Annotated in this window: 21 protein-coding genes and 1 other RNA gene; 10 read left to right on the plus strand and 12 right to left on the minus strand. The window is 39.7% G+C overall.

Annotated features, from left to right (window positions below):
- Positions 1–2 precede the first annotated feature (2 nt).
- The 5 genes from ACFIO5_RS02680 to ACFIO5_RS02700 form a co-directional block, all read right to left on the minus strand.
- Complete coding sequence (locus tag ACFIO5_RS02680; RefSeq protein ID WP_375636927.1) at positions 3–608, minus strand: 5-formyltetrahydrofolate cyclo-ligase; 606 nt, start codon at positions 606–608, stop codon at positions 3–5.
- 328 nt (positions 609–936) lie between these two features.
- A non-coding RNA gene (gene ssrS / locus ACFIO5_RS02685) (6S RNA) lies at positions 937–1,097 on the minus strand.
- A gap of 811 nt (positions 1,098–1,908) precedes the next feature.
- The gene (locus ACFIO5_RS02690) at positions 1,909–2,694 is read right to left on the minus strand and encodes a tetratricopeptide repeat protein (protein WP_375633330.1); all 786 of its coding nucleotides are present in this window, start codon (positions 2,692–2,694) and stop codon (positions 1,909–1,911) included.
- Between the two features lie 141 nt (positions 2,695–2,835).
- Complete coding sequence (gene ykgO, locus ACFIO5_RS02695) at positions 2,836–2,961, minus strand: type B 50S ribosomal protein L36 (RefSeq protein ID WP_004863016.1); 126 nt, start codon at positions 2,959–2,961, stop codon at positions 2,836–2,838.
- Positions 2,962–4,359: 1,398 nt separating this feature from the next.
- Complete coding sequence (locus ACFIO5_RS02700) at positions 4,360–4,740, minus strand: hypothetical protein (protein ID WP_375684187.1); 381 nt, start codon at positions 4,738–4,740, stop codon at positions 4,360–4,362.
- A 1,058-nt stretch (positions 4,741–5,798) separates the two neighbouring features.
- On the opposite strand from ACFIO5_RS02700, the gene ACFIO5_RS02705 reads away from it, so the two are divergent.
- Positions 5,799–5,924 (plus strand): hypothetical protein, encoded by a 126-nt coding sequence (locus ACFIO5_RS02705; RefSeq protein WP_375627706.1) that lies wholly within the window; start codon positions 5,799–5,801, stop codon positions 5,922–5,924.
- A gap of 193 nt (positions 5,925–6,117) precedes the next feature.
- Here the strand turns inward: ACFIO5_RS02705 and ACFIO5_RS02710 are convergent, their stop codons facing one another.
- Both ACFIO5_RS02710 and purE read right to left on the minus strand, forming a co-directional pair.
- Positions 6,118–7,305 carry a 5-(carboxyamino)imidazole ribonucleotide synthase gene (locus ACFIO5_RS02710; protein WP_375705084.1) on the minus strand — a complete coding sequence of 396 codons (1,188 nt, stop codon included), beginning with the start codon at positions 7,303–7,305 and terminating at the stop codon, positions 6,118–6,120.
- Position 7,306: 1 nt separating this feature from the next.
- Complete coding sequence (gene purE / locus ACFIO5_RS02715) at positions 7,307–7,804, minus strand: 5-(carboxyamino)imidazole ribonucleotide mutase (protein ID WP_375610656.1); 498 nt, start codon at positions 7,802–7,804, stop codon at positions 7,307–7,309.
- Positions 7,805–8,623: 819 nt separating this feature from the next.
- On the opposite strand from purE, the gene ACFIO5_RS02720 reads away from it, so the two are divergent.
- Together ACFIO5_RS02720 and ACFIO5_RS02725 are read left to right on the plus strand one after the other, a co-directional pair.
- The gene (locus tag ACFIO5_RS02720) at positions 8,624–8,776 is read left to right on the plus strand and encodes a DUF5993 family protein (protein WP_273790835.1); all 153 of its coding nucleotides are present in this window, start codon (positions 8,624–8,626) and stop codon (positions 8,774–8,776) included.
- A gap of 10 nt (positions 8,777–8,786) precedes the next feature.
- Positions 8,787–9,368, plus strand: coding sequence for a disulfide bond formation protein B (locus ACFIO5_RS02725; protein ID WP_375613594.1), 582 nt, complete (start codon positions 8,787–8,789; stop codon positions 9,366–9,368).
- 1,913 nt (positions 9,369–11,281) lie between these two features.
- Here the strand turns inward: ACFIO5_RS02725 and ACFIO5_RS02730 are convergent.
- Both ACFIO5_RS02730 and ACFIO5_RS02735 read right to left on the minus strand, forming a co-directional pair.
- Positions 11,282–11,647, minus strand: a complete 366-nt coding sequence (locus ACFIO5_RS02730; RefSeq protein ID WP_375705085.1) for a helix-turn-helix domain-containing protein — start codon at positions 11,645–11,647, stop codon at positions 11,282–11,284.
- Between the two features lie 364 nt (positions 11,648–12,011).
- Complete coding sequence (locus ACFIO5_RS02735; protein WP_375705085.1) at positions 12,012–12,377, minus strand: helix-turn-helix domain-containing protein; 366 nt, start codon at positions 12,375–12,377, stop codon at positions 12,012–12,014.
- A gap of 1,392 nt (positions 12,378–13,769) precedes the next feature.
- Here ACFIO5_RS02735 and infA point away from each other — a divergent pair.
- From infA to ACFIO5_RS02755, 4 genes are all read left to right on the plus strand, one after another.
- A complete protein-coding gene (gene infA, locus ACFIO5_RS02740) occupies positions 13,770–13,988 on the plus strand; it encodes a translation initiation factor IF-1 (RefSeq protein WP_004857577.1) in 219 nt (72 codons plus the stop codon).
- Between the two features lie 245 nt (positions 13,989–14,233).
- Positions 14,234–14,947, plus strand: a complete 714-nt coding sequence (locus ACFIO5_RS02745) for a Maf family nucleotide pyrophosphatase (protein ID WP_375705086.1) — start codon at positions 14,234–14,236, stop codon at positions 14,945–14,947.
- A 21-nt stretch (positions 14,948–14,968) separates the two neighbouring features.
- Positions 14,969–15,253: a DNA gyrase inhibitor YacG gene (yacG, locus tag ACFIO5_RS02750; RefSeq protein ID WP_375611670.1), complete on the plus strand. Its 285-nt coding sequence runs from the start codon at positions 14,969–14,971 to the stop codon at positions 15,251–15,253.
- A 612-nt stretch (positions 15,254–15,865) separates the two neighbouring features.
- Entirely contained in the window at positions 15,866–17,074 is a 1,209-nt protein-coding gene (locus tag ACFIO5_RS02755; RefSeq protein WP_375705093.1) for an MFS transporter, read from the plus strand.
- Positions 17,075–17,502: 428 nt separating this feature from the next.
- Here the strand turns inward: ACFIO5_RS02755 and ACFIO5_RS02760 are convergent, their stop codons facing one another.
- Entirely contained in the window at positions 17,503–17,874 is a 372-nt protein-coding gene (locus ACFIO5_RS02760; protein WP_375662272.1) for a helix-turn-helix domain-containing protein, read from the minus strand.
- A gap of 491 nt (positions 17,875–18,365) precedes the next feature.
- On the minus strand, positions 18,366–18,737 hold the full coding sequence (locus ACFIO5_RS02765; RefSeq protein WP_375705087.1) for a helix-turn-helix domain-containing protein: 372 nt from the start codon (positions 18,735–18,737) through the stop codon (positions 18,366–18,368).
- Positions 18,738–20,078: 1,341 nt separating this feature from the next.
- Between ACFIO5_RS02765 and ACFIO5_RS02770 the strand changes: the two genes are divergently transcribed.
- A complete protein-coding gene (locus tag ACFIO5_RS02770; RefSeq protein WP_375684119.1) occupies positions 20,079–20,228 on the plus strand; it encodes a hypothetical protein in 150 nt (49 codons plus the stop codon).
- Between the two features lie 594 nt (positions 20,229–20,822).
- On the opposite strand, the gene ACFIO5_RS02775 is transcribed toward ACFIO5_RS02770, so the two are convergent.
- Entirely contained in the window at positions 20,823–21,854 is a 1,032-nt protein-coding gene (locus ACFIO5_RS02775) for a DUF3472 domain-containing protein (protein WP_375674732.1), read from the minus strand.
- Between the two features lie 457 nt (positions 21,855–22,311).
- On the opposite strand from ACFIO5_RS02775, the gene clpB reads away from it, so the two are divergent.
- Together clpB and ACFIO5_RS02785 are read left to right on the plus strand one after the other, a co-directional pair.
- Complete coding sequence (gene clpB / locus ACFIO5_RS02780) at positions 22,312–24,891, plus strand: ATP-dependent chaperone ClpB (protein ID WP_375701268.1); 2,580 nt, start codon at positions 22,312–22,314, stop codon at positions 24,889–24,891.
- 836 nt (positions 24,892–25,727) lie between these two features.
- A complete protein-coding gene (locus ACFIO5_RS02785; RefSeq protein WP_375680849.1) occupies positions 25,728–26,867 on the plus strand; it encodes a phage major capsid protein in 1,140 nt (379 codons plus the stop codon).
- Positions 26,868–26,901 lie beyond the last annotated feature (34 nt).

Raw genomic sequence — 26,901 nt, forward strand, 5'->3', positions numbered from 1 at the left:
TTTTAACATTTTAAGAAACCTTTTTCTGTAAAAATTCCTTGTACCTGTAGATCATATTCTGTCGGAGGAATAGAGGAAACCTCCTGACATGAAAATCCTATGCCCCATAATATCATTTGATGCCCTTGTTTTTCAAGAGCTGCAACAGCACGGTCATAGTATCCTCCTCCATAGCCAAGACGGTGACATTGACGATCAAACGCAGAAAGCGGAACAATAATATTATTGGGGGCAACAACGCCATTGTCTGCACCCGGACCAAAGGTGCCAAAACGCATGGGCTCTAAAATCGTGCTGGGCGAAAATGCACGGAAAATCATGGTGGTGGAATCAAGAACTGCTGGTAAGGCTAAATGCCCACCGCGTAACGCTACAGCATCCAGTAAAGGACGCGGGTCAATTTCCGATTTAATGGGCCAATAGCCTGCTAAAATGAGGCGTGAAAAATCGGTTCCCTTCTTTTCAAGGTATTCAATAAAGTGGCAACAAGCACGCTGTGAAAAGAGTGCACGCTCTTCTGTTAAAAGAGCATCACGACGCGATAAACCGCTTTTGCGTTGCTGTGTGCGAAGGGATGAAGCAGATTCATAGAGGGGATTATTTGTCATTGTCTCGTCAATTATTTTATAAGATGCTGGTATTTTATCCATTGTTGGCGTTTTGTAAATCTCTGTTAGGACAAGAGCTGTGCTCATGAAAAAAAAAGCATGAAAAAAGTGTGTGCTCTTTAGGGGGTATCTTGGTGCAACAAGCCGCTTTTGCGCTGCTTGCGTGCGAAGGGATGAAGCAGATTCACAGAGGGGATTATTTGTAAGTGCTGTCTGTTCTACAAAATAAAGCCTATCGTAATTTTTATTTCTTGAAAAGAGAGTATCGTCATTGGTCTTATGTAAAAAGACGCTCTCAATTTTAGCTGGAAAAATTTGATGTAAAAAAGGGTGATCCACAACAGCCGATGGAAAAAGCTGATCCCGGGAACCTATACAAATAGGTGGGCGCCATATGAAAAAGCCCACGGGCTTGATCAGGGACAGCTCCCTTGGAGATCATTAAGGTCTCAGGAATACGTTATTTCCTGTCGAGAAGCGCAGAACACCCTCCTTAATATAAAACAATTTCAGAGTTTCTGCTAGGGATAAAATAATCTCGCTCTCTTCTTTTTCATAAAGTATTTCAGGAGAGTTTTTATAACCTTGCTGGTGGTTGCTCGAAATGGCTGTATGATGGATGGCTTATTCAAAGTAAAAAAGCAAAAAATATGAGTGGGGGTGGGTGTTTGAGTGACGCAGAACGATTTATTGGCAATGGCTTGATTGGCTCTTTTGGGACAATGCTTGATTTTTATGTTTCGCGGGAATACTTGGAGGAGGTTTGAAGGGAAATATTTCTTATTCAAGGATGTTGGTTGAATTGGTGTTGCGTCTTTGAAGTTTTTGCTTTGTGAATCCATATTTCAGGGCTGTTTTATCAACTTTGAGGGGTGAAGGAGAGCCGATACGGTATGTGCTGCTATGGTTGAAGCTTAAAAATAAAAAACAGATGATGATAGTTTATCAGAGGCGCTAAGCGATGTTGTAAGCTTTTTTAAAAAAGTATTTTTTGAGGATCGTGTTTACAAATTTTTTTTATCCATGATGGAAGGTGTGAAAAGAAGAAACGGCGTGAAGAGGACTCCGGCGTGGAAGCGTTTGCTTGCTATGAGAAGAAATTCTGTAGGGAGTATATTGGCAGTGTTTGGAAGATGCCTTCAATACAAAAAAGTCAAAATTCAAAAAAAGTACTGTGAATTGTGTGGGGGGTGATGGTGTGGTTATAAGCAGGGGCAGTTTATTGAGTGGAATGTGAAGCCGGCTTGTGTCTTATCTAGGTTTGAAAGGATGCCGTAAAGCGTCTCGTTTTTGAATGGTTTCAAAGAGCTTGTGGTGATTGTTCGTCTAATAGAGCTTGCACGCGCTTTTGAATCCTGCGCATTTGTGGATAGTAATCCAATGCTGTTTCATAAGCTTTAAGAGCAAGTTTTGGACGCTCCGTTGCTTCCATGACAACGCCAAGTTCAAAAAAAGCACTATAATTGCGCGGCTCAAGTTCAAGAGCATGGTTGAGATCAAGCAGGGCAAGTTTGAAATCGTTCAGTTGAATGTGAATCCAAGCGCGTCTTATCCAAGCTTCAGCATGAGTAGGTAAAAGTGCAAGAGCATTATCAATATAATCAAGCGCAAGTCCATAATCGTCGCTGTTGAGTGCATTTTCAGCCCATGACATCAAAAGATCAATCGTCTCGCTCCCCGATTGGGACCATAAATGTTGAAGCTGTTGACTGATCTTTTTCGCTTTAGCAACATCAGCACAATATTTCAATTCTTTGAGTAAACGTGAAATTTCTGCTTCTTTGCGCTGCTTAACTCTGTCAACATGGGAAAGCTGCTCTTTGTCAAGATCTTCAAGAATAACCGCCGAAGAATCAGAATCGGAGGGCGTTGAGGAGGAGGGAGGAGAATTGGGAATAAGATCATCTAACGGTAAAAGCGATTGTGGAGAAGGCCGATCTTCAGGAAGAGAAGAAGGATTTTGCCCATAGCTCGAGGGAACAAAACAAAAAACGCCAACAAAAGAAAGAAAAAACGCGCGCTGGAAAATACAGAAAAAACGCAGCTGAAAAAATCGAAAGGCTTTTAAAAAAATAGAAGAATCCATAAAAACAAGCCCCCAAAAGATAAATCACCAAATATTATCAAATACTAGACTTGTAATCAACGGACTTATAACAAAAAAACGCAAGAAAAAATTTTTAAGCCTACAATTAAAGTAGGCATAAAAACATTGACCCTAAAGAAATTAGCCCTGACGTGCTCTAAAACGTGGGTTCGTTTTATTAAGAATATAAACACGACCCTTACGACGCACCAAACGATTGTTACGGTGGCGCTCTTTTAGTGCTTTAAGCGAATTTTTAATTTTCATCATATTCACCGTTTAAATAGTTTACGTAACACAATACTATAATACAATATTAAAATACGAAAATACAATACCACAACCCCAATAGACTGCTCACTTTAATGAGCATTGCATTGCGATATCGTACTTGCATCATAACATCACACGATACACTTTTTCACTGTGATCACAAAAAGAAAAGCGTACTCTTAAGGTACGCACTAACCACTTCATTAGCACAACGATAAGTGAAAATTGCAAAAAAGTAGGAGAGATCTAACAAGAAGTCTTATTCTTGTCAAGGGTATATCCCTTACAAATTCCTATAGTGTGTGTTAATGGTTGCCTTGGAGGTAAAAATTTTCTCGTAAAAAGAAGGACACAAAAAAGCACAAAGAGTGAAAAAAAGTAAAAGCTTCCTATTTGTGAGAAAATAATCCTGTTTTTTCGTAAAATATCATCGTTTAGTAAGGCTCATGTAAAATTTATAACATGAGGTGTTTTTTGTTCGTGTGTGAGGATATTCTTAAGGCTTATTCTTAAAACCTAAAAAATAAACCGCATGATGATGACGAAGATGATGAATTGATAAGGATAAATTTCTATTGTTCAGAGAAAACATAGTAAAATAAGAGTTTCGCATAGTCTTAAGGTTTTCTCATTGCAAATCTGTGTATCTTTAAGCATAGCATTCGCTGCTTGCATATCACAAGCGGGATTGATTTATGGTAAAGATACTTGAAGATAAGGAATAAAACGGTCTTTTATGAATGCTTTCAAATGCTAAGAGTGTTGTAACATTGGAGACTGGCAAAGCGGTATGATGAGGTTGGCGTTTACGCTTCATAAGTTTAAAGAGGGTGGTGCACTATGAATGTTTAAGTTATTATCGAGAGTTTTTATGCTCTATGACCGGGGCTGCTGTTGTGAAGTGGTGGGGCAATGTGCATTGGCCAAATGTTTCTTTAAAATAAGCGCGTGGTAAAACAAGTGCGTAAATTGGCAACACAAGTGTCTTCTGTTTGAGGCTTTTTATTTTACGTGAGGGGTGAGAGGATATTTGGTTTGGGAATGGATAAGCTTAGTGCTGTAATCATATCCTGTAATTATATCTTTGACGTGGAGATCAGGGACGGAGCGCTCTGTACTTTTAATGAGGGATTAAATCTGTGCGGTTAGAGTGAAAGATTATGCATAAATTTCTCTTTTAAGGCAATAGTTTATGATTCTTTGCAACCCAATTATTTCTACGTGGGTGGAGTGCTGGATATTGTCGAGCAGATGGGGAATTCAAATTATCCGGTGAGGGAGCCAGTATACTGAGAATACACTTTGGCTCTTGAATGTGGATAGTTTGAATTCCTTTTAATATCCATGTTGCAGAAAAAATTTGACCTTCCCAAGGGTGGTCTATGATGATGTTTATTGAAAGAGTGAAAGCTTCACATTGTCTGGCGATAAACGTAATAAAAGCATGTCATAATACCAATTTATATACATGTTGCAAATGCCAAAGAGAGCTGACGTAATGATCATTGGTATCCCGATCGATAGGGGTAATGACTCTATTCCTACTGCGAGGTATGTTAGACAAAGAATTCCTGCCATTAATAAAAAGCCTATCGCTAGGATTTTCGTTACGAAAACAATGGGTTTACGAAAAGTTAAAAGAAAGAGGAACAACATATGTCTAAATGGACCCCCTTTACGTTTTTGGGGAGGAACAGACTGTGCCTCATTTAAAGTTTCTTCTTTATTTTCATTGTTTTCATTTTTGAGTTTGTTTGAAGAGATCCCCTCCATTATTTTCCCCTTTTGTATGGTATTTTTGCTATAAAAAGATCTAAGTTTGTGCTGAACGTTAATCACATATTAAGATAAGATACAAGCGAAATTATTTTATTATTGTTAGAAATGAAGTATTTTTTCGCACAATGAGCGTTTTAAAGGCACTGATAGTGTTAAAATGATAGTATTAAAAAGTATAGTTTAGCTTTATCAGGATAATAAAATAAACATTTATATTTATAAATTATTAGGTGCTCTTGAAAGAAGCTTGGATTGAGAAAAATTGTGGGAACTTCATGAAGCGCTGGTCTGTTGGGGGTGACGAATGTCATTGCTGAGCAGGATTAGAGAGTTACAGACAATCTCTTATGGGTGGTTAAGAATATGCGTAAACAAAGTGCGTTTACGATAAGGGGAGTTCATAAAGAATTGTGCGAGATGCAATAAAAAGATGCCATAAAATCAATGCGCATTATACGGTGGTGATGTGCCTTATAATTCATTATCTTAACAGGATTAAAAGGTGAGAAAATTGATGCACTAAAAAAGGGGAGGGTTTTGTGAGAGAAGAAAAATTGATCTGAAAAGAAGAAACTTAAGCCTTTGGGGAGAAGTTCAGGAAACCTTTTCGAGGAATGTGTTGGGGGGAATTAACGAAAGGAGAAAATCTTCTATCCGTTGAAGGAAAAAGAGAGAGGAGAAAAAGAAGAAAGTTGCTATGCTGGAGGGGGGCTATCGTCTGGCTGATATTGGGACGAATTCTCGAGAGTTGTTTGGGGAGAGTAATACGTTTTACCTCTTTGCAGCGATTTTATGGAAAACAAAACGATGCTTTTGTGAAAATGCTTTTGTGAAAAAATGAACATAAGAAGAGAAGCTAGAGACAATAAAAGCGCAATCATGGGGATTGGTATCTATGAGGTGCAATAGATCAGTCTATTTCTTAAAGATTGGCATTAAAAGAAAAATGAAGGGGCTGCGTATGTTATGGGGGAATATTTATGCTGTGGGAGGTATCCGTTGAGGGGAAGTTGAGGGCTGGTGGATTGTTTTGAGCCTTGGGGGGGATATTTTTGAGAAAAGGAAGGGGAGAAGAGCTAGGGGGTGGAGTTGAAGGGTTGGGAGCGCTTGTTGTACTGCTTGGATATCGGTGTGTGGGGGAGAGGTTGTTTTTGAGGGCGGATGAGATGTTCGTGTAGGATGAAGCGGTTTGGAGGGGGAAGAGGTGATGTTTTTAAAAGAGCAGGGCTTGTAGGAGGGCGTGAAGCCCTGCTAGGGGCGAATTAAAAGGTTAGGGGCGCTTTGAGCCGCTGGATATCGGTGTGGGGGAGAGGTTGTTTTTTCAGTTCATTTTGGGGAAAAGTGTGAAAAAGTATTTGTATATATGTGGGCTTAAGATTTGTTGGCTGGTCCCAGTAATTGGATGATATGCCCCATTTTGCGGTTGGGGTGAGCAGTGCTTTTGCCATATAAATGGATCGAGGTGCGCTCTTGCTTCAGAAAATATTTTAACGTGCTAAAATTGTTACCAATAAGATTGGTCATTTGGCAATCGCTGTGGCGATAGGGACTGCCTAAGGGAAGTCCGCAAATAGCACGGATATGCTGTTCAAATTGTGAAGTTATGCATGCCTTTTGTGTCCAATGACCAGAATTATGGACACGCGGTGCTAATTCATTCACTAAAAGATGACCATTCGTTAAGACAAAAAGTTCAATACAAAGAACACCAACATAATCGAGGGCATCCATGACTGTTACACTGATTTCTTGAGCTGCTTTTTGCACGTCAAGTGGAATATGTGATGGAACAAAGGATTTATGAAGAATTCCGTTTTTATGTTGGTTTTCAGGGCAATCATAAAAAATATGTTCTCCTTGTTTTGTGCGGGCCGAGAGAACCGAAATTTCCGATAAAAAAGGAACTATTTCTTCCAAAATACAAGGCTGTTCTTGAAAAGTCCTTAAGGCTTCGTCAAGGGTTTGTTCATCTGGGTGATCAAGCTTGATCTGGTTTTTTCCGTCATAACCAAAACGACGCGTCTTTAAAAGACCACGTCCGCCTAAGGTATCAAGAGCGGAAAGAAGAGAAGAAGAATTGTCAACAGCGTGCCATAACGCGGTGCCAATCCCTTGATCACGCAAAAATTGCTTCTCAAAAAGTCGATCTTGCGTGATCTCTAATGCTTTGGAAGAAGGATAAACAGGCTTACTCTTTTCTACATATTGAACCGTTTGAAGCGAAAGATTTTCAAATTCATAGCTGACAACATCACACTGAGAAATAAAATGATCTAAAGCTGATATATCGTCATAGGAGGAAACAATATGGTTGTTTGCTGTTTGAGCGGCTGGGCAATCGGCTTCAGGGCAAAAAATAACGGTTCGAAATCCTAATTCTGCAGCCGCTATGGCGAGCATCCGTGCTAATTGTCCTCCTCCGATTAAACCAATGACGCTGCCTGGAGGTAACATGGTGAAGAGAGTGGTGTTGGACGAGGTGGTGTTGGACGAGGTGGTGTTGGAGGGGGTGGCGTTGGAGGGGGTGGCGTTGGAGGGGGGGGTGGAAAACGGTGCCATTTTAAACCTCCGTTACAGGCGTTTGGGCGACATTGGCTGTTTGTTGTTGACGCCAATCTTCTAATCGTTGGGCGAGATCATGGTCATAAACGGCCATAACGGCTGCGGCTAAAAGTGCTGCATTAATTGCGCCTGCTTTGCCAATTGCTAATGTGCCGACGGGTATCCCTGCTGGCATTTGCACGATTGAAAGCAAAGAATCTTGACCAGAAAGAGAGTGAGAATGCACTGGAACGCCAAAAACAGGAAGAGGAGTAAGGGCTGCTAACATACCTGGAAGATGCGCTGCACCCCCCGCACCGGCAATTAAAACTTTAAACCCTGCTTCTTTTGCTTCTTTGGCAAATTGATAAAGGCGTTCAGGAGTTCGGTGTGCTGAGACAATATGCGAACTATGAGAAATACCAAGATTCGTCAAAATATCTGCACTATGGCACATCGTTTGCCAATCCGATTGGCTCCCCATTAAAATCGCCACATCACATGATTTTTTCATCATTCTCTATCCTTTTCAAAGGTTCAATGCGATTCTTTATCATTATTTTTTTAAAGTTTTATATTCTTTTTGCAAAGCCAATTGATGACAGAGAAACAGTTATTTTTCAAATAAGGTGGAAAGCTAAAAATTTAAAGGGGATCTCGAGAGATGAAAAACTAAAGTATTGAAGGCATGAAGCACTTCTTGTGAGCGGGGAGGGTAATGTCACGGGGTGGCGTGGGACCCATGAGGCTGTTGAGCTTGCGGCATTGTCTTTTATTTAAGATAAGAGGGAAAAGTGCATTGGGGAAAAGCCATTGATTATAAGTTTTTTTAAAAAAATGTCTTATTTTTTATTTGCTAAAATAAACAAGATCACCATATGATATAAAATCTGTTGCAATTTGAAACATTGCTTATGAGAAAAAGAGATTTTTATGTCAAAAATGTGTTGCAAAATGAGGATATTCTTTTGAGAAAAAAAGAGATGTATATCTCTCGATTTCAAAGCCTATTTATTTTGTTGTTCAAGTGATTCTTTTGTGAGTGGGGGATATAATCTTTATAGGGGATATAATCTTTATAATTGTCGATATATCTTTAACAATGGCTGATATAAGGGGAAGCGAATAATCAACGCTTTTGTGCTTTTAACGCTTTTGTTGAGATGTGCTTCTGAGCGATTATATCGTTTTTCACTTAAATATAATGGCAATATCAATCGCGAGTGACGAATTGTGAATAATAAATCCATGGTCTCTTTTTTGCCCAATTTTGTAATATGGTGAACGCTGAAATAAATAAGAGTTAAACAACGGATGTAAAGGAGATTTAAAAGCTATGTTTCTTCCATTTTTAATCGCTTTAGGTACTGCAGTAACGACTATGTGTGGCAAAAAAAATATAAGTTATGCTTTGTGGGCAATTTTATTTGTTGTCATTCTTCTCACTTTCAATCATCACGCAACTTCCACTTTAAATTTATCTTTTTGAGAGAATAGCCATGGAACATGTTGAACAAAAAAATCCTCACTTCGTCATCTTTATGAATACGCTAGGACTCTTTGGGTTATCTATTGTCTTGGTGGTGGCTTTTTATTATCAATTGGTAAAGTTTGAGTTACCTTGTCCCCTTTGTTTGCTGCAGCGCGTTGGATTGATGCTGGCAGGTTGTGGGTTCTTACTCAATATTCACCATAAGGTGAAAAATACCCATTATGGTATGGTTATTCTTGGTTGTATGGTAACCAGTGCTGTGGCAGCACGGCAAGTGTTTTTGCATATCACACCCGATGATTTAGGATATGGTTCAACGTTCTTTGGATTGCATTTTTATACTTGGGCTTTCATTATTTCTGTCCTTTGTATCTTTGCTGTCTCATTTGTCATGATTTTAGGCGAATTGGCACACAAGTTCAAAGAATTTTCTCCTTTTCCAGTCTTGAGTAAAGCAGCAAGTTTCTTATTTGTGTTTTTGATTGCGGCAAATTTGATTTCTACTATACTGGAATGTGGTGGTGGGCAATGTGCCGATGATCCTGTAAGGTATGAATTGTTATCAAATTGGTTCCCTTCACAGTCTTGAAATTTTTTAATAATCCCTCATCATAATTTTTATTGTTAAAGAAGCGGAAATATTTAAGAATCCGCTTCTTTTTTATTTATTGGGAAGACATTTCAGCAAGATTGTTCGATAATCTGATCTTTTATACCAACGCTGGCTTTTATGAGCGCTGGCGATTGATATTTTTTTTAGCGAAGACTTGTACTGTGAACCTTTTATGCTGTCTTTTGAGAGAGATGAAGGGATTGATTGGCTTGGAGGCGTTTGTAGAGAAGCCCCGGACTTTTGAGCCGCGTAGGTTAAAAAGCCTCGTTTTTTAAAGGTGCATTAACGATAAAAATTTTTTGTTCTTGATTTTTCTTAACATTGTGTTAAATTGACCTTTGTATTCATTTTGGTGCTTCTAAAGCTTTTTATTGCTTCTAGAGGGATTAATTTAAAATTTTGAAAGTTATGTGAATAATTTTCTGCAGAGGTTTGTTTATTAGAGGCAAACCTTTTTTTTTATCTAAGTTTTAGATGTTTTCTTTCAGTGTGAAGCCTTTTTTAGAAAAAGGTAAGCGTCTTGATGATGACTCTCTTCTTTATTAATATATTGATTTATAATAATAAATAACCATTTTTTAACGTGAAGCGCGTTGCTGAATATAATAAAATTTCTCATCACCAGTTCTCTCATATTAAATCAATTAAAATTACTTGGCTTGTACATCATAAGTGGTGGGTCGTGCATGTGGGTCAAAACTGTGCAAGAAAGGCATGCCTTTAATGAATTATCTCTTGAACTGAAGGCTGTCTGCAACATTGGGAGCTGGCAGAGTTTTGTGATGATGCCGGCTTTGTTCTTCCATAAGCGTAAACTTGTTTCTCTATAAGCGTAAAGATAAGGGGGCTGAATGGATTTTATACACTTCATGGGGGCTTTACCATTCCTTTACGGGCGGCGTTTTGCAAAATGGGTGTGACGAGCGTTGAGAGATCTTTCTTTAAAACAAGCGCGTGAATATGCAACACAAGTCTATTCCTTTTGGTGTGTTTTGTATTACGAAAAAAATTGATTTATAATAATGAGTTATCGTTGTGGATGTTGAACGAGAAAAACGAAAAGCTTCTCTCATTTCAAACTTTCTTATAGTCAATTAATTAAATGTACTCTTCTACGTTACAAAAAAGCACTGGATGTAAATAAAAATTCTTTTAAAAGTCGTAAAATGCTTCTTATGCACCCTTTTGATCGCTAGAATTTGTCGAAAAATTTTATGCTGCTCAATACAATAATAGGGCGGTTTATATCTATGATTTAAGTGAAAATAGGGGGATTTAGATGAAAAGGGAGGCGAGATTTTGATGACAGTTGTTGAAAACGTTATTGTATAATGCATTTTTTACAGATTTTCTGCTTTCTGTAAATATGCAAAAGCGTAAAAACGGAAATTTGTAAAAAAGGAAGCTGGGACTTTATGCGTGGTGTATGATTTTATCATGGCATGGAATGTGGAGAGAAGATTGGGGGGGTGGGGATGAAGAGTTTTATGAAGGGGAGGAGAAGTTTGGATGAAGAGGCGGGTGTGTTGACGAGAGAGGAGAGAGGGTGTGGGGAAAGTTGTTTTTGAAGTGGGATTGACCGGTGCTTTGCGTGTTCTTACTTTATGGTGGTGAAGGGGCAAGAATATTTTAAAATAGGACGTATCTGTCGCGTTTGATGCAACATTATCCTTTGTGGTGTCGTGATCTGAAATCAGCAGGGGAATTGGCTAGAGTAAGAAGCTGTATTGTTGACAAACCTATGTTTACAAAGTGATGCGGGGGGAATTTGAAAGTTTCGTTTGGCTGCTTTCTGTAAATGTGGAGAAGCATCAAAACGTTGATCCGTAAAATAAAAACGTATGTCCGTAAAATGATGCGGAGAATTTATGCTTTGTGTGCACTTTTGCTTAATCAGAAATCAACCATAAGATTGCTTTTTGTTTTTTCGGCTGGAGCTCTCTAAAATTTTTCAAAAGGGAATGTTCTTTTTCGCTGTATGTTTCTTGATCATAGTGTGCGGCATATGTTGAAAGATTTTCTTTTGTGGCAATATCTGCATAAAAAAAGCTTATGGGAACTTCCAGTTTTTGGGCGATTTTGAGTAAACACCCTGCGCTTACACGATTGAAGCCTTTTTCATATTTTTGGATTTGTTGAAAACTGACACCTAAATAGCTTCCTAATTCTTTTTGGGAAAGTCCCATGGCAATTCTTCTATGACGAATTCTTTTGCCTATCAGAATATCGATAAAATTTGGATTTTTGGTTTGCACTTCAAGCCCCCCTCCGGTTGCGAGCGCCCTCGCATTGGTATTCCGGGAGTCTAAAAGTACTGAGCTTAATCAGCTTTTTGCTTTTAGTGCTTAAAGCACCTGGACATAGCAAAATCTCCCGGAATTCCGGGATACCCGCAATGCGGGATAAATTTATGTATTAAGCTTTCGGGCTTTTAGCTCCCTATTTGATCGTTGCGTGGACGATCAAAAACACGTGCTTATCAATAAAGTAATTTCAGAAAATTGGCAAGAAAAATCAATATCCCATAAAATGGCGTGATTTGGAGGGGTGTGGAGTGCTGGTTTGAATTTGACTTAAGGGGGTATATGAATGGAATAATATTAATTGTTACTCTTTTGCTTAATCAGAAATCAGCCACAAGATTGCTTTTTGTTTTTTCGGCTGGAGCTCTCTAAAATTTTTCAAAAGGGAATGTTCTTTTTCGCTGTATGTTTCTTGATCATAGTGTGCGGCATATGTTGAAAGATTTTCTTTTGTGGCAATATCTGCATAAAAAAAGCTTATGGGAACTTCCAGTTTTTGGGCGATTTTGAGTAAACACCCTGCGCTTACACGATTGAAGCCTTTTTCATATTTTTGGATTTGTTGAAAACTGACACCTAAATAGCTTCCTAATTCTTTTTGGGAAAGTCCCATGGCAATTCTTCTATGACGAATTCTTTTGCCTATCAGAATATCGATAAAATTTGGATTTTTGGTTTGCACTTCAAGCCCCCCTCCGGTTGCGAGCGCCCTCGCATTGGTATTCCGGGAGTCAAAATACTGAGCTCTAGTCAGCTTTTTTGCTTTTAGTGCTTAAAGCACCTGGACATGGCAAAAACTCCCGGAATTCCGGGACACCCACAAGAGTGGGCTCATTTTACGCTAGAGCTTAGGGTTTTTGAATCCCTCTTGATCGCTGCGTAGACGATCAAAATATCTTTTAAGTGATAAAGTAATTTCAGGAGATTGGCAAATGAAAATAGTTTTTATTTATAAACTTTATTTTTTAATGAGAGGCTTTCCGCCTCTCAAACTCTCCGGAACGCTCACCAAAATCATGAGATCAGACCCGCTTTTAATGAGGGGACTAACAATCCTAGGTTCTTAAGGTCAAGGAGACCATTACATGGCGCCTAACGGCGTCCTTGACCCCCAGAACTTAACGGCTTGTTTTGTCCCTCTCACGCGGCTCCGAAATCATGATTAGAAGGGGAGCTTATAGGGGGGGTGATATCAGGCATATCAATTTATCAAGGTGTTTTTTAGAGTGTATGATGAGTATTTTAGGCTGGATTTTTTTGTCGCGTTTGATGAAATAATCTCGTTTGAGGGTGGGTGATCTGAAGTGTGCTTGGGGGAGATTGGCTAGGCAAGAAGCTGGGGTAATACTATTGTTTATAGAGTGGTGCGGTGTGGAAGTTTCATGTGGCTTTATTCTGTAAATACGTAAAAGCGTGAAAACGGAAATGTGTAAAAAAGGAAAAGGCTTTATGTCGTTAGAGGCGTTGTGGTTAATGATACGCAATGTATAGGGATCGTGTTTTCGAAGGTAGGAAGAACAACATAAATGGAAAGAGTGGCTTAGAGGAAGCGTGTGAAGAGAGAGAAAATGGGGAAGGCTGTATGGGAAATGCGTAGAGTATGAAGTGTGGGGCAGTGAAGCATGTTGTGAATGGTGTGTGAAGAATGGAGAAGGTTTTTGAGAAAAGGAAGGGCTTCTGGCGTGGGGGGAGTGGTGTTTATCTGAAGGGCGCATGTTTAAGGTGTGGAAGGTGAGGAAAAGTTGGAGAGAGGATGATTGTTCGTAAGTTGTAGAGGGATTAGTCAGAGGTGTTGTGAAAATGCTTTAGGGGAAAAAATTAGCGTAATTTCTTGTCACACTGAAACCAAAATCATCATAAAAATTGAAGGAAATTAGCGGGTAAAATTGGTGAAAAAAAAGTTTTGATTCTTAAGGTGTGGGATGACGTTTTTTGAGAGCATGGAAGAGTAAACTTGAAAAACCTTTCCCTTTTTGTGGAATTTTTATTCACAAACTTAAGAAAATAGGATATGAACGCTGGAAATAACGCGCAGCTTAACAAAATATGTGCACTGTAAAGGAAATGTTTGTTTATGTCAAAAGAAGAAGTTTTAGAATTTTCTGGTATCGTTACTGAACTCTTACCTAACGCGATGTTTCGTGTGAAACTGGAAAATGATCATGAAATTATTGCCCATACCGCTGGTAGAATGCGGAAAAATCGTATACGGGTGTTGGCCGGTGATAAAATCATGGTGGAAATGACACCTTATGATTTGACAAAAGGGCGTATTACATATCGCTATAAGTAGCCTCGTGGGTGGCTTGCACTTTTTTCTAAAAGCTATCATATTATTTCTATTATTTTTTAACAGTTTTTTAGTTTGCTTTTCATGAGTGAAAAAAGGGGAGTGTTTGAAGAGCCTTGAAAAACTGTAAAATCGATGCGGAAAAAGGATAAGGAGATCAATAGCGCTTAAAAGGGAGGCTAAAGGGGCGCGCTTAAAAAGGGGGCGCTAAAGGGGGCGAGAGGGAAGTCAATTGTGAAGGGGTGGAAATGAGAAATATAAGAGAGTGGGGGGAAAAACGTTTGGCAGATACTCTTACAGAAGAAATTTATTTGGTGCTTGCCTCCGCTTCACCAAGGCGTTTAGCGCTCTTGGCACAAATAGGGATTGATCCCCAGCAGGTTTATGCAAGCGATATTGATGAAACGCCAAAATTAAAAGAACATCCTGCAAACCTTGCCAAACGTTTGGCAAAAGAAAAAGCGCTGAAAGCCCAAGAAATTTTGCGCTGGTACAGTCAGAATGGTCAAGACGAGTTGCAGAATGGTCAAGAAAAATTACCTGGACAGAAAATGATTATCTTGGCGGCTGATACCGTGGTGGCTGTTGGGCGGACCATTTTCCCCAAACCAGAAAGCGAGGATGAGGCTTATGAATGTTTACGATACCTTTCTGGGCGTTCGCATAAGGTCTATGGTGCCATTTGTGCGCTCAATGAACGTGGAAAAATAACCGTAAAATTGGTTGAAAGTCGTGTTCGCTTTAGACGCTTAACCTCTGCCATGATGAAGGCTTACCTTGCTTCAGGAGAATGGCAAGGGAAAGCAGGTGGCTACGCTATCCAAGGAAAAGCAGGGGCTTTTGTTGTCCATATCACGGGTTCTTATTCTAATGTTGTGGGATTGCCTTTGGCTGAAACAGCCGATCTCTTGACCGCTTATCACTATCCACTTTTCACTCACTGGACTGAACAAACGCATTAGAAAAACTTTAAGGTAAGATCAATGCAAGGTGAAAAGCAACAAAAAGAGAAAAGCAAAAATGAAAAAAAAGCAACAGAAGAAAAGTTAATGAAGAAGCCAATGACAAAGGTGTGCCAAGAACAAAAAGAGCTAAATTTGCAAAAAGAGACCCGTCCTCCGCATCCTTGTCCTATTTGTGGTCAGATGTCACAAAAATCTTCTTATCCTTTTTGTTCCACACGGTGCCGAGCTATTGATCTTAATCGTTGGCTTTCAGGCTCTTATATTTTACCACCCCCACCACAAGTAAGTGATGAAGAAGAATAAAGAGTTCTCTTGAGAAAAGAACGCTAAAGCGTTTTTTTGTGTGGAAACTGAAGGGGAGGCGCGCGGGATTATCGTAAATGTATTTAAGAGCTGGATTAACGGCTTGCTTATTATCGTCATTCGCAAAGACGCAGATTAAGTTCAATCAACGATGGAAGTTTTAATACATATCTAAGACTTATCCCCAAAGGTTTTGTTTACCATGGATAATTATAAATTGCTTTGTTGCATGAAGGTCGATGGTGCTTTGTTGCGTGAAAGTTGTTGGTGCCTTTAGGGTGTGAGAGAAAAATTGATCATCTAATCAGTATTGCTAACGAAAAAAGAGGGGTGCGTGTTTTGGTGCAAAGAGATGGGGTAACAAAAAATTGCTTGTTGGTGCTTTGTTGCGTGAAAGTTGTTGGTACCTTTAGGGTGTGAGAGAAAAATTGATCATCTAATCAGTATTGCTAACAAAAAAGAGGGGCGCGTGTTTTTGTGCAAAGAGACGGGGTAACAAAAAATCGCTTGTTGGTGCTTTGTTGCGTGAAAGCTGTTGGTGCCTTTAGGGCGTGAGGAAGAATTGATCATCTGATCAGTATTGCTAACGAAAAAAGAGGGGTGCGTGTTTTGGTGCAAAGAGATGGGGTAACAAAAAATTGCTTGTTGGTGCTTTTGCTGGGTAATGGCGTGGTGTCATTTGGCGGTTGGATTGATTATATCGTGATTTTGACCGTATCTGTGTTCACGTGGAAAGCTGATCAATATGATGTCGCTTTTATTGGAGCGGCAACATTATTACCTGGTATCGTTCTGTCTAAGCCAATTGGAATGTTGGTAAGTCACCGTTCTATGATCCATTGGTTGCGGGCGTCACTGCTGTTACGGGCACTCTGTACTGTCGGTTTATTGATGGCGACGAGTCTGCAAGGATTTATTATACTGGCAGTTATTCGAGCGACATTCAACAGTCTAGCCATGCCTGCAATTTCCGTTCTTAGTGCAAATTCGGTGCCTGAAAACGGACGGACTCGTTACTATTCTGTGCTTAACATGATCAATAGCGCAGCAAAGATGATAGGACCTGCTTTGGGGAGTGCTCTGTCCATACTTTTATCAGATACCTATACTTTATTGTTTTCTGGATTTTTGACATTGCTAGGCTTTATGGTGTTTTGTTGTCTTGGTGCACAACCTGTCTCGTCGCTCATGATAAAAACAGCGAATACCATAAAATCAAAGCAGAGGCTTTATGGGACAACTTGGTATGCCTATGTGGCGGTGATGTTTGTGTATTTTGCCATGATCTTTATGGTGAATAATCAGTTGCCGGTTATTCTTAGTGCAATGAAAATGAATAAACAGGCTCTTGGGACGCTGGTATCGGCTTCGGCAATCGGTAATTTTCTCTATGGATTTTGGAGTGTGAAACAATCAAAGCATAAACCCCTTACAGGCAAAATATCAGAGTTGTTAATGCCGGCAATGTCAACAATGATTGGTTTTGTCATGATCTCAGTGTGCTTTTTTTACTTTGATTTACTCCGTATTGAGACTTTGTTGCTCTGTTTTTTCCTTATTGGAATGGTTAGCGCTTACTTTTCCATATCTTCTAACGTTTATCTGGTAAGCAATTTCAATGAACAGATTGGATTGGCTTCCGGATGGGTGCAGTCTATACAAAATTTAGCTATGTTGGTGGCGCCGTTTGTTGGAGCGTTTGTTTTAGGTCACACTTCGGCTGGAAAATTGTTCCTTCTTTCTGGATTGAGTGGATTATTCTGTTTATTGGCTATCAGGATATTGCTGAACCGTTCTTTGTTAATTGTTCGATCTCAATGATTGGCTCATCAATAAAACAAATATTTTAAATCATTTTTCTGAGATTTAGAGGACGTGGAGATAATCCAACATAGAGCAGCTTTTTTGACGTTATAGGTTTAATCTTTGATTTTTACTTAACCGCTCATATTTTTTTTCGGGGCTTTGCCTTCTTGACACTGTTCTACCGTCTCGTAAACGCAATAGGGGGCATGGTTTTGAGTAACAATGTCATTTTTGTTTAACTCCGCTTTGCTACGAATAGCCAAACTTAAAAAACTCAGCTGCCAATCCTTAATCAGCTTGACTTGAAGCAATAATGGAAACAGAAAACGAGGAGCTATAGTGTGAATTATCTTATATGCCGTAAAATATCATTCTTGGAGGTATGGTGATATCAGGTATGGGAAACTTTAGGCAGGGGGGTATGTTAATTGTTGCTCTTTTTCCTAATCAGAAATCAACCACAAGATTGCTTTTTGTTTTTTCGGCTGGAGGTCTCTAAAATTTTTCAAAAGAGTGTTTTCTTTTTCGCTATAGGTGTATTGGTCGTGGTGTAAGAGAGTTTCTTTTGTGGGAAGATCTTCTTTTGTGGCAATGTCTGCATAAAAAAAGCTTATAGGAACTTCCAGTTTTTGAGCGATTTCCAGTAAACATTTGGCACTTACACGATTTAAGCCTTTTTCGTATTTTTGGATTTGTTGGAAACTGACACCTAAATGGCTTCCTAATTCTTTTTGAGAAAACCCTATTGAAATGCGTCTGTGACGGATTCTTTTGCCTATCAAAATGTCGATAAAATGTGGATTTTTAGTTGGCACTTCAAGCCCCCCTCCGGTTGCGAGCGCCCTCGCATTGGTATTCCGGGAGTCTGAAAACACTGACTTGACTCAGCTTTTTGCTTTTAGTGCTCATCGCACCTGGACATAGCAAAATCTCCCGGAATTCCGGGATACCCGCAAAGCGGGATAAATTCATGTGTCAAGTCTTCGGGTTTTCAGTTCCCTATTGGTCGTCGCGTATATGACCAAACTTACAGTATTTATTCATAAGGCAATTTCAGGAGATTGGCAAGAAAAATGAAAATATTTTTGGATCTCAAGAATTATCCTCTTATGCTGTGAAAAAATGCTTTTTGAGGTTGATATCAGGCATATCAATTTCCGTATCTAGGTATGGGCGCGTGTGTGTTGAATATTTTAGGGGTGGGCTTGTTTGTAGCGCCTTTTGAAGCACTCTCCTTTGAGGGGGCGTGATCTGAAGCTTATATTTTAGAGGGATTAACGAATAATGTTGATTGTTGTGCTTTTGCTTAATCAGAAATCAACCACAAGATTGCTTTTTGTTTTTTCGGCTGGAGGTCTCTAAAATTTTTTAAAAGGGTGTGTTCTTTTTCGCTATAGGTGTATTGGTCGTGGTGTGAGGTATTTTCTTTTGTGGGAAGATCTTCTTTTGTAGCAATATCTGCATAAAAAAAGTTTACGGGAACTTCTAGTTTTTGAGCGATTTTGAGTAAATACCCTACGCTTACACGATTGAAGCCTTTTTCGTATTTTTGGATTTGTTGGAAACTGACACCTAAATGGCTTCCTAATTCTTTTTGGGAAAGGCTCATTGAAATGCGTCTGTGGCGGATTCTTTTGCCTATCAAAATGTCGATAAAATGTGGATTTTTAGTTGGCACTTCAAGCCCCCCTCCGGTTGCGAGCGCCCTCGCATTGGTATTCCGGGAGGTTGAAAATACTGAGCTCAGTCAGCCTTTTGCTTTTAGTGCTTACCGCACTTGGACATAGCAAAAGCTCCCGGAATTCCGGGATACCCGCAAAGCGGGATAAATTTATGTACTGAGCGTTCGGGTTTTCAACTCCCTATTTGATCGTTGCGTGGACGATCAAAAACACACTTTAAGTGATAAAGTAATTTCAGGAGATTGGCAAGAGAAATGAAAATAATTTCAAAGACTATAAAATTGGGTACTTTTTAAAAAAGTGCGAAATATGGATTATAAATCGCGTCTTTTGCTTAATCAGAAATGTCGATAAAATGTGGATTTTTGGTTTGCACTTCAAGCCCCCCTCCGGTTGCGAGCGCCCTCGCATTGGTATTCCGGGAGTAACAAGTACTGAACCCTAGTCAGCTTTTTGCTTTTAGTGCGGAAACGCACCTGGACATAGCAAAATCTCCCGGAATTCTAAGGATATTCGAAAAAGTGGGCTCAATTGTACGCTCGGACTTAGGGCTTTTAGTTCCCTGTTGATCGCTGCGTGGACGATCAAAATTACACTTTAAGTGATAAAGTAATTTCAGAAAATTGGCAAGAAAAATGAAAAATTTTCTATTCTGTTATACCGTAAAACGGCGCTATTTGAAGGAGGAGTGAAGAGCTTGAATATTCAGGGTAGGGCTTGATTTGTTGAGCCTGGTGAAGTGCTGTCTTTTTTGGGGGGGGGAGACTGTAAGGTACTAGGCAAAAAGCTGGGTTCGTTTTCAGAACAGTGTTTACAGTGCAGCGCGGGGTGGTGATGTGGAAATTTTATTTGGCTGACTTCTGTAATAACGTAAAAGCGTTAAAACGTATATCCGTAAAATGATGCGGGGGATTTGTGCTTTGTGTATACTTTTATTTGGCGTGGAATGTGGTGAGATAAATGGGGGAATGCATTTGTGAGTGGAGAGGGGAAAGCTGGGATGAAAAGGGGTGTTAAGTGCGTTTTCTGGAGAAGAGTATGTGGAGAATATTTGGAGGAAGGGCTTATTTGTCTTGTCTGATGAAACAGCATTTTTTGATATGTGGGATAGCCATATGAAATAATCAGCAGGGGAATCTAATAGACAAGAAATCAGATTTTTGCAGAGCAGTGTTTACAGAGCAGTGCGTGGGGTGAATCTTTCGTTGGCTATTTTCTGTGAATGTGTAAAAGCGTAAAAATGTGAATCTGTTAAAGTGAAGAGGAGGATTTATGGATTTATGCATTGTGCGTGTTTTGGTGGCACGTTGGGTTTTTGCATGGATGGGGTGAGATAAATGGGGAGAGAACGAGCTTGTGAATCGAGGAGGGAAGCTGGAATGAAGAGTGCTGTAAGTCGTAAATGTTTGATGGGAGAGAAAAAGGAGTGCGTGGAATGGGAGAGTGCCTATGGACAAGGGGAGGGTGTGGATAAGAGGTGGGGGTAGTTTAAAGGGATGCGTGAAGGGATGGTGTGAGGGTGATAGAAGAGGGAGGGTGAGGCTTTTATTAAAGGGTGCTGTGGTTTTGAAAGGGGGTGAGAATGGAGAAAATACGCTGGAAAGTATGATGATGAGGTGAGCTAATTTTGGGGGCACGTTGGGTTTTTGCATGGATGGGGTGAGATAAATGGGGGGAGAACGAGAGCTTGTTAATCGAGGAGGGAAGCTGGAATGAAGAGTGCTGTAAGTCGTAAATGTGTGATGGGAGAGAAAAGGGGGGCGTGGAATGGAGAGAGTGCCTATGGACAAGGGGAGGGTGTGGATAAGAGGCGGGGGTAGTGCAAAGGGATGCGTGAAGGGATGGTGTGAGGGTGATAGAAGAGGGAGGTGAGGATTTTATTAAAGGGTGTTGTGGTTTTGAAAGAGGATGAGAATGGAGAAAATGCGCTGGAAAGTATGATGATGAGGTGAGCTAAAGGGATGAGAGCAGGGCTCGAAAAAATAACTGGGAAAGGGAGCCGTGGTGGGGAAATGAAAAAAAACTTTCTCACCCCCAGTTGTTTTCAAAGGGGAGTGAGGGGCTTATCAAGAAGAAAAAAGTTAGTTTCTTTTCATAATTTTCCAAGTTTTTCCATCAGACATATACATAATCTTTTGACCTGTGGTTATCTTTTGTGTGCCGTGAGTGGTGTGAAGCGTAGAACTGAAAGCCGCTAGATGATCTATAAAGATTGATTTCCACTTAAATGAATCAGGAGATGGCAAAAAGATATTGGGTGCCCAAGAACGATTTTTTGAACGAATAACGACAAGCTCTTTTTGTTTCAAAACGTTAGAAATTGTTTCTGCAGACAGATCTTTCTCATTGGAAATTTGTATTTCTGGTTTAGTAGTAGGCGAGGCTAAACCTCCAAAGTCGCTTATACTTGTCATGCAAAAGTTGGATGTACATGATGTTTGGATGAGGTCAGAATCTCGACACTTTCCTTGATTAGAAGCTTTCAGACTCCCTTCGTGTAGCTTGTTTTGTTTTATGCCTTGAGGCTCAAAAAAAATCGAACTTTGCGGACTTAAATCATAACAGGAGGAGAGATGTCTCTTCCAACGAGAATGGTCTTCAACAAAACTTGAAGATTTACGGAGTTGTCCAAATGTATTTGGTACTTCTATGGTCCCAATATTCACTTTTTTACCCGTTATAAAATCGACTACTGTCGCTGTAACTAGATTTCCATTTTTTTCAACATATAATCGATATCTGCGTCCCATCTCCCATGGAAAGTTAATTTCACATCGTACTCCTGAACCTTCCTGAGTAAAATGCTTGCATGTATTACCCTTCCATCCCGTTGCATTCCAGATAGAAAAATGAATGGTACGGCCGCTCCTGTTGAAAAAACCAATTTGTCCACTTTTTCCATTTTGGAATTCAAATTTATTTCCCCAGAAATAGATGGAGTTAGGCCCACCATCGTAATTTACTTGCTGGGTGAAAACAAATAGATCAAATGATGCATTTTTAAGCCATTCATGCTCTATTGTAATAACTTTGCCGGCAAAAATGGCATAGCTTGGTTTACTTATCAGAAGGAATAAAAGTATTAAAATAACCTTTTTTACAGTATGGTACATACTCAAATCCTCTATCTTAATAAAAATAGTGTAACTTTATAAGTATTAAAGCACATATTCAATGTTTTGTTAAGTAAAATTAGAGAAAATACTTTAATGTTTACTCTAAACTATATGCTGTAAAGACTACTTTGTTTAAAGTGTTTTTGCATGCTCCTTTTCTGCTGTTCAAATTTAAGTTTAATGGTGGAATTTAGGGGTGATGGTTTAAAAAGGGGAGTGATGATGTGGGGTATAAGAAAAGTTGCGGTTTTTATTTAAAATGATAGCGTATTTTTTTTCTCCCTCTTGCTATGAGGCTTGTAGAAACCCATATTCTTTTTAGCACTATGGTTCTTCTTCATGCTGCTTGTTTCGCGGTGTTTTTTAGAGGCTGGAAAATCCTTTCTGGATGTTTCTTTTGTGGAATATTGGAGAGGTTAAAGTGTGGTGATGGCTTGAGATTTAAGGAAAAAAAATGAACTTGGAAAAATATAGCGAACGCGTGCAGGGTTTTTTACAATCAGCACAAAATAGCGCTCTTGCTTCTGATCATCAGCAGTTTTTGCCGGAGCATTTCCTGAAAGTGTTGTTAGACGATTCTCAAGGATTGGCTGCATCGCTTATCCAAAACGCTGGTGGTGATCTTACTCTTATTCAAAAGGCGCTAAAAGAAGCACTTGATGCTTTGCCTAAAGTGCAGGGGGGAAATGGACAGCTCTATCTTTCTCAGCCATTGGCAAAAGTTTTCGCGCTGGCTGAGGATATTGCGAAAAAAGCCGGTGATCAGTTTGTGACCGTGGAGCGCATGTTGCAAGCGCTGATCATGGAAAAGACCGCAAAAACAGCCGATATTTTAACAAGTGGAGGATTGACCCCGCAAGCGCTTAATCGGGCAATTAATGCGCTGCGGAAAGGAAAAACAGCAACAAGCCCCCATGCTGAAGGACAATATGATGCCTTGCAAAAATATGCCCGGGATCTCACAAAAGATGCCCGTGAAGGAAAACTCGACCCTGTGATTGGGCGGGAAGAGGAAATCCGCCGCACTATTCAGGTGCTTTCACGGCGTACCAAAAATAATCCCGTGTTGATTGGTGAGCCTGGGGTGGGGAAAACAGCTATTGTGGAAGGGTTAGCTCTGCGCATTATCAATGGCGATGTGCCTGAAACTTTGCGGGATAAACAGCTTCATGCGTTGGATATGGGAGCGCTTATCGCTGGTGCAAAGTATCGTGGGGAATTCGAAGAGCGCCTTAAAGCGGTGCTGGCAGAGGTGCAAGCCGAAAATGGACAAATTATCCTCTTTATTGATGAATTGCACAATCTTGTTGGCGCTGGAAAATCTGACGGTCCTATGGATGCTTCTAACTTGTTAAAACCTGCTCTTGCACGCGGAGAACTCCATTGTGTGGGCGCTACTACGCTCGATGAATATCGAAAATATGTCGAAAAAGACGCTGCTCTTGCACGCCGCTTCCAACCTGTCTTTGTACCTGAACCCTCTTTGGAAGATACTATTTCTATTTTGCGCGGTATTAAGGAAAAATATGAACAACATCACAAAGTTCGTTTGGCTGATAGTGCTTTAATTGCAGCTGCAAAGCTTTCTTCACGCTATATTACGGATCGCTTCTTGCCGGATAAAGCTATTGATCTGATCGATGAAGCGGCTGCGCGGTTGCGTATGCAGGTCGATTCAAAGCCGGAAGAACTCGATGCTGTTGATCGGCGTATTTTACAGTTGAAGATCGAACGGGAAGCTTTGAAAACAGATGTCGAGCCAACAGCAAAAGAACGTTTGGAAAATGTGCAGGAGGAACTCAAAACATTGGAACAACAGTCCGCTGAGATGACAAGTGCTTGGCAGGCCGAGAAACAAAAATTAGGGCATGCTGCCGATTTGAAAAAACAACTCGAAGAAGCCCGTAATGCTTTGGCTATTGCACAGCGTGATGGACAATTCCAACGCGCTGGAGAGCTCGCTTATAGTGTCATTCCTGAACTCGAAAAACAATTGAGTATCGCGGAAAATGATGACCAACAAAATCATCTCGTCGAAGAGACGGTTACTGCTGAACATGTGGCGCGGATTGTTTCACGCTGGACCGGTATTCCTGTTGATCGAATGCTGGAGGCAGAACGGGAGGCGCTGTTGCGGATGGAAGATGAAATTAGCAAACGTGTGATTGGGCAGGGAGAGGCTGTGCAAGCTGTTTCTCGTGCTGTACGTCGTGCGCGTGCAGGGTTGCAAGATCCTAATCGGCCGCTTGGCTCTTTCATGTTTTTGGGTCCTACTGGTGTGGGGAAAACCGAATTAACCAAAGCACTGGCCGCTTTTCTTTTCCAAGACCCCAATGCCATGTTGCGTATTGATATGTCAGAATATATGGAAAAACATGCTGGGGCGAGGCTGATTGGGGCACCTCCCGGATATGTCGGATATGAAGAAGGGGGAGTGCTGACCGAAGCTGTACGTAGAAGACCGTACCAGGTCATTTTATTCGATGAAATTGAAAAAGCACACCCTGATATTTTTAATCTCTTGTTGCAAGTGTTGGATGAGGGACGCTTGACGGATAGCCAGGGCAGAACTGTCGACTTTCGTAACACTTTGTTGATTATGACTTCTAATCTTGGTGCTGAGTTTTTAACTGCTTTGCCTGAAGGGCAAACAACCGATCAGGCAAAAAATGATGTTATGAATGTCGTTAAAGCGGCTTTCCGTCCTGAATTTTTAAACCGTATTGATGAGATTATTCTCTTTCAAAGGCTGCAACGTCACGATATGGAAGCTATCGTCGATATTCAGATAGAACATTTGCAAAATTTGCTCAATGAACGCAAAATAACTTTGCAAATCGAGCCAGAGGTGAGAAAATTTCTTGCCGATAAGGGCTATGATCCCCTTTATGGTGCGCGTCCGCTTAAACGGATTATCCAAAAAGAAATTCAAGACCCACTGGCGGAAAATATCTTATTTGGAAAAATTCACGATGAGACAACGGTGAAAATTACAAAACAAGGAGATCGGTTGGAATTTTTGCCTGAAGATTAAGTTTGGAAAAATTCATGGTATAAAGGGCGGTGATAATCCTATTATGTGATAAACACCGCTCTTTGAAGCGTGCTGATTTAGAAAAATTCACGATGAGACAGCGGTATTTTATTGCAAAGCAAAGGGAGTGGCTGGTGTTTTTGCATGTTAAATCAGCGTTTTCGAATATCGTAGGATTCTTTTACTTCTGTTTGTCGTGAAAACTATTTTCTTGCAATTTTATAAGTGAAGTCACAAGCGGGATTGCTTTATTGCTTTGTGCGTAAAAACGTTAGAGAGAAATGCCGTTTATCCGCCGTAAAACATTGCTCTTTGAGGGGGTGTGGGGGATTTTAGACGAAGATATTTTGATGATGGATTGGAGTTTTGCTGTTTAAGAAAAAGGTGGAGGATGCGTAAAATGCACTGCTCTCTCATTTTTTCGGTGATGTGCGTTTTTTTGCTTTAAAATTTTGCTAAAAGTTTTTTTTAACTGTTTGATTGATTGCACTCTTGTTAGTGGCTCGTAGATAATGAAGCATGATTATCTGCACAATCAAGTTTGCTCCTTTGCAGTTTTTTAATCAAGATAAAGACTTAAAAAAGCTCCCTAACCTGTTTTGGTTAAAATTTTCGCTATTCGTGTTACAAAGACAAGTTTAAGTGGAGGTGTATATTAAAAATATCATCTATATCTTAATTTAGTTTACTTTACTTATTTACCAATAAACTATAATATGGTAAATATTAAGTAAAATAAACAGATAATGAACTTTTTTCAAGAACTTTAATAAGAACTGTATTGGAGTTTATTGATAAAAAGGGTCATTTGAAATTTAAATGGGGGGTATAATCTCATGAAATTAGCTACAAACTTAGCCACAAACAAGGAATTAATTAACAGCTGGTTTGCAAAGGAAGTTAAGAGTTACAATCGGCGTATTCCAGAAGGCTTAAAGGATTTCTACGAGGATAGGAAAGATTCGTTAATAAGTGATGATAAGCTTCAACAGGAAATTTTGGACTCTTTAATACAGCGTATATCGTTAACACCGGATGATTCCAATCCATTAAAGATGTTTCTTGAACAAGGCATTTCTTTTAGGGAGGAGCAAGGGGCGAGAGTTTTTGATACTATTAGAGGTGAGCATTCGATATCTGTTAAAAGTGGAGAAAGCGTTGATCCATTTAAAGTGAATGATCCAAAAATTGACGCATCATCTATACCGGACAAACGAGAAAATACCCATACATTTACGATGACGTGTGATCGAAGAGAGCGTGCTTTTAGAGAAGAGTGTGGGCTGGACAATCTTTTAGAAGAGATTAGATCGTCTGTCCGAGAGCAGGATAATGTTGAGAGTTACAATTGGTTAGAAAAGCTTATTGATCGTGCAGTAAACAGTGAAGTTGCACCGTTACAAGAAACACAAGAAATCTACATTCCAGACATTCGTGATCATCGTTTAGATGAAAAATCATATGAGCTCGCTATAAAAATCATTCGACGAGCAGTCAGATGTCTTGGGGTTCCCTCACGTTTGTACAATGCTTGTTATTTTCAAAAAGCTTTTTCTTTGCGTGATCTTGTATTCATTTTTGGCATAGGTGCTCAATTTGATATAAATGCTCTAGTTCTTAACGAAGTCATGAATATATCGACAGTTTGTGACGCTAAAAATAACCTTTTAAAAGTAAAAGATTTTGGTGAGAAAAATAGCGATGTTATTGGTCTTGCTATGTCAAAAAAAGCGATATCTATCGATGACTTAAAAATAAAAAGGTATAGCGAGTTTGATCCAAACAATTTGCGCACGAATATCTTTTTTCATATTTCGCAATCGTCATTATTTCGTCCGTTTGAAACAATGATTGTTTTTAAAGCAGGGACTGATGATCAGATTGAAAAAACAATAAAAAGGTATGAAGGCACCAATGACATGAAGTTAAAAGAAGAAGCAGAGAAAGAAGCTTTAAAAAGAGTGAAAGTGCTATAAAAAGACTAATTGAGGCATTCAAAAGTCATTGGAA

The organism is Bartonella sp. AA86SXKL (assembly GCF_042196885.1).

Bases quoted from the DNA above. Each gene is read 5' to 3' on its own strand.
- ACFIO5_RS02700 (WP_375684187.1), bottom strand. From the start codon at position 4,740: ATGGAGGGGATCTCTTCAAACAAACTCAAAAATGAAAACAATGAAAAT.
- infA (WP_004857577.1), top strand. From the start codon at position 13,770: ATGTCAAAAGAAGAAGTTTTAGAATTTTCTGGTATCGTTACTGAACTC.
- ACFIO5_RS02775 (WP_375674732.1), bottom strand. From the start codon at position 21,854: ATGTACCATACTGTAAAAAAGGTTATTTTAATACTTTTATTCCTTCTG.
- ykgO (WP_004863016.1), bottom strand. From the start codon at position 2,961: ATGAAAATTAAAAATTCGCTTAAAGCACTAAAAGAGCGCCACCGTAAC.
- ACFIO5_RS02680 (WP_375636927.1), bottom strand. From the start codon at position 608: ATGACAAATAATCCCCTCTATGAATCTGCTTCATCCCTTCGCACACAG.
- yacG (WP_375611670.1), top strand. From the start codon at position 14,969: ATGCAAGGTGAAAAGCAACAAAAAGAGAAAAGCAAAAATGAAAAAAAA.
- ACFIO5_RS02710 (WP_375705084.1), bottom strand. From the start codon at position 7,305: ATGGCACCGTTTTCCACCCCCCCCTCCAACGCCACCCCCTCCAACGCC.
- clpB (WP_375701268.1), top strand. From the start codon at position 22,312: ATGAACTTGGAAAAATATAGCGAACGCGTGCAGGGTTTTTTACAATCA.
- ACFIO5_RS02690 (WP_375633330.1), bottom strand. From the start codon at position 2,694: ATGGATTCTTCTATTTTTTTAAAAGCCTTTCGATTTTTTCAGCTGCGT.
- ACFIO5_RS02770 (WP_375684119.1), top strand. From the start codon at position 20,079: ATGGGGAGAGAACGAGCTTGTGAATCGAGGAGGGAAGCTGGAATGAAG.
- ACFIO5_RS02720 (WP_273790835.1), top strand. From the start codon at position 8,624: ATGTTTCTTCCATTTTTAATCGCTTTAGGTACTGCAGTAACGACTATG.
- ACFIO5_RS02745 (WP_375705086.1), top strand. From the start codon at position 14,234: ATGAGAAATATAAGAGAGTGGGGGGAAAAACGTTTGGCAGATACTCTT.
- ACFIO5_RS02785 (WP_375680849.1), top strand. From the start codon at position 25,728: ATGAAATTAGCTACAAACTTAGCCACAAACAAGGAATTAATTAACAGC.
- ACFIO5_RS02725 (WP_375613594.1), top strand. From the start codon at position 8,787: ATGGAACATGTTGAACAAAAAAATCCTCACTTCGTCATCTTTATGAAT.
- purE (WP_375610656.1), bottom strand. From the start codon at position 7,804: ATGATGAAAAAATCATGTGATGTGGCGATTTTAATGGGGAGCCAATCG.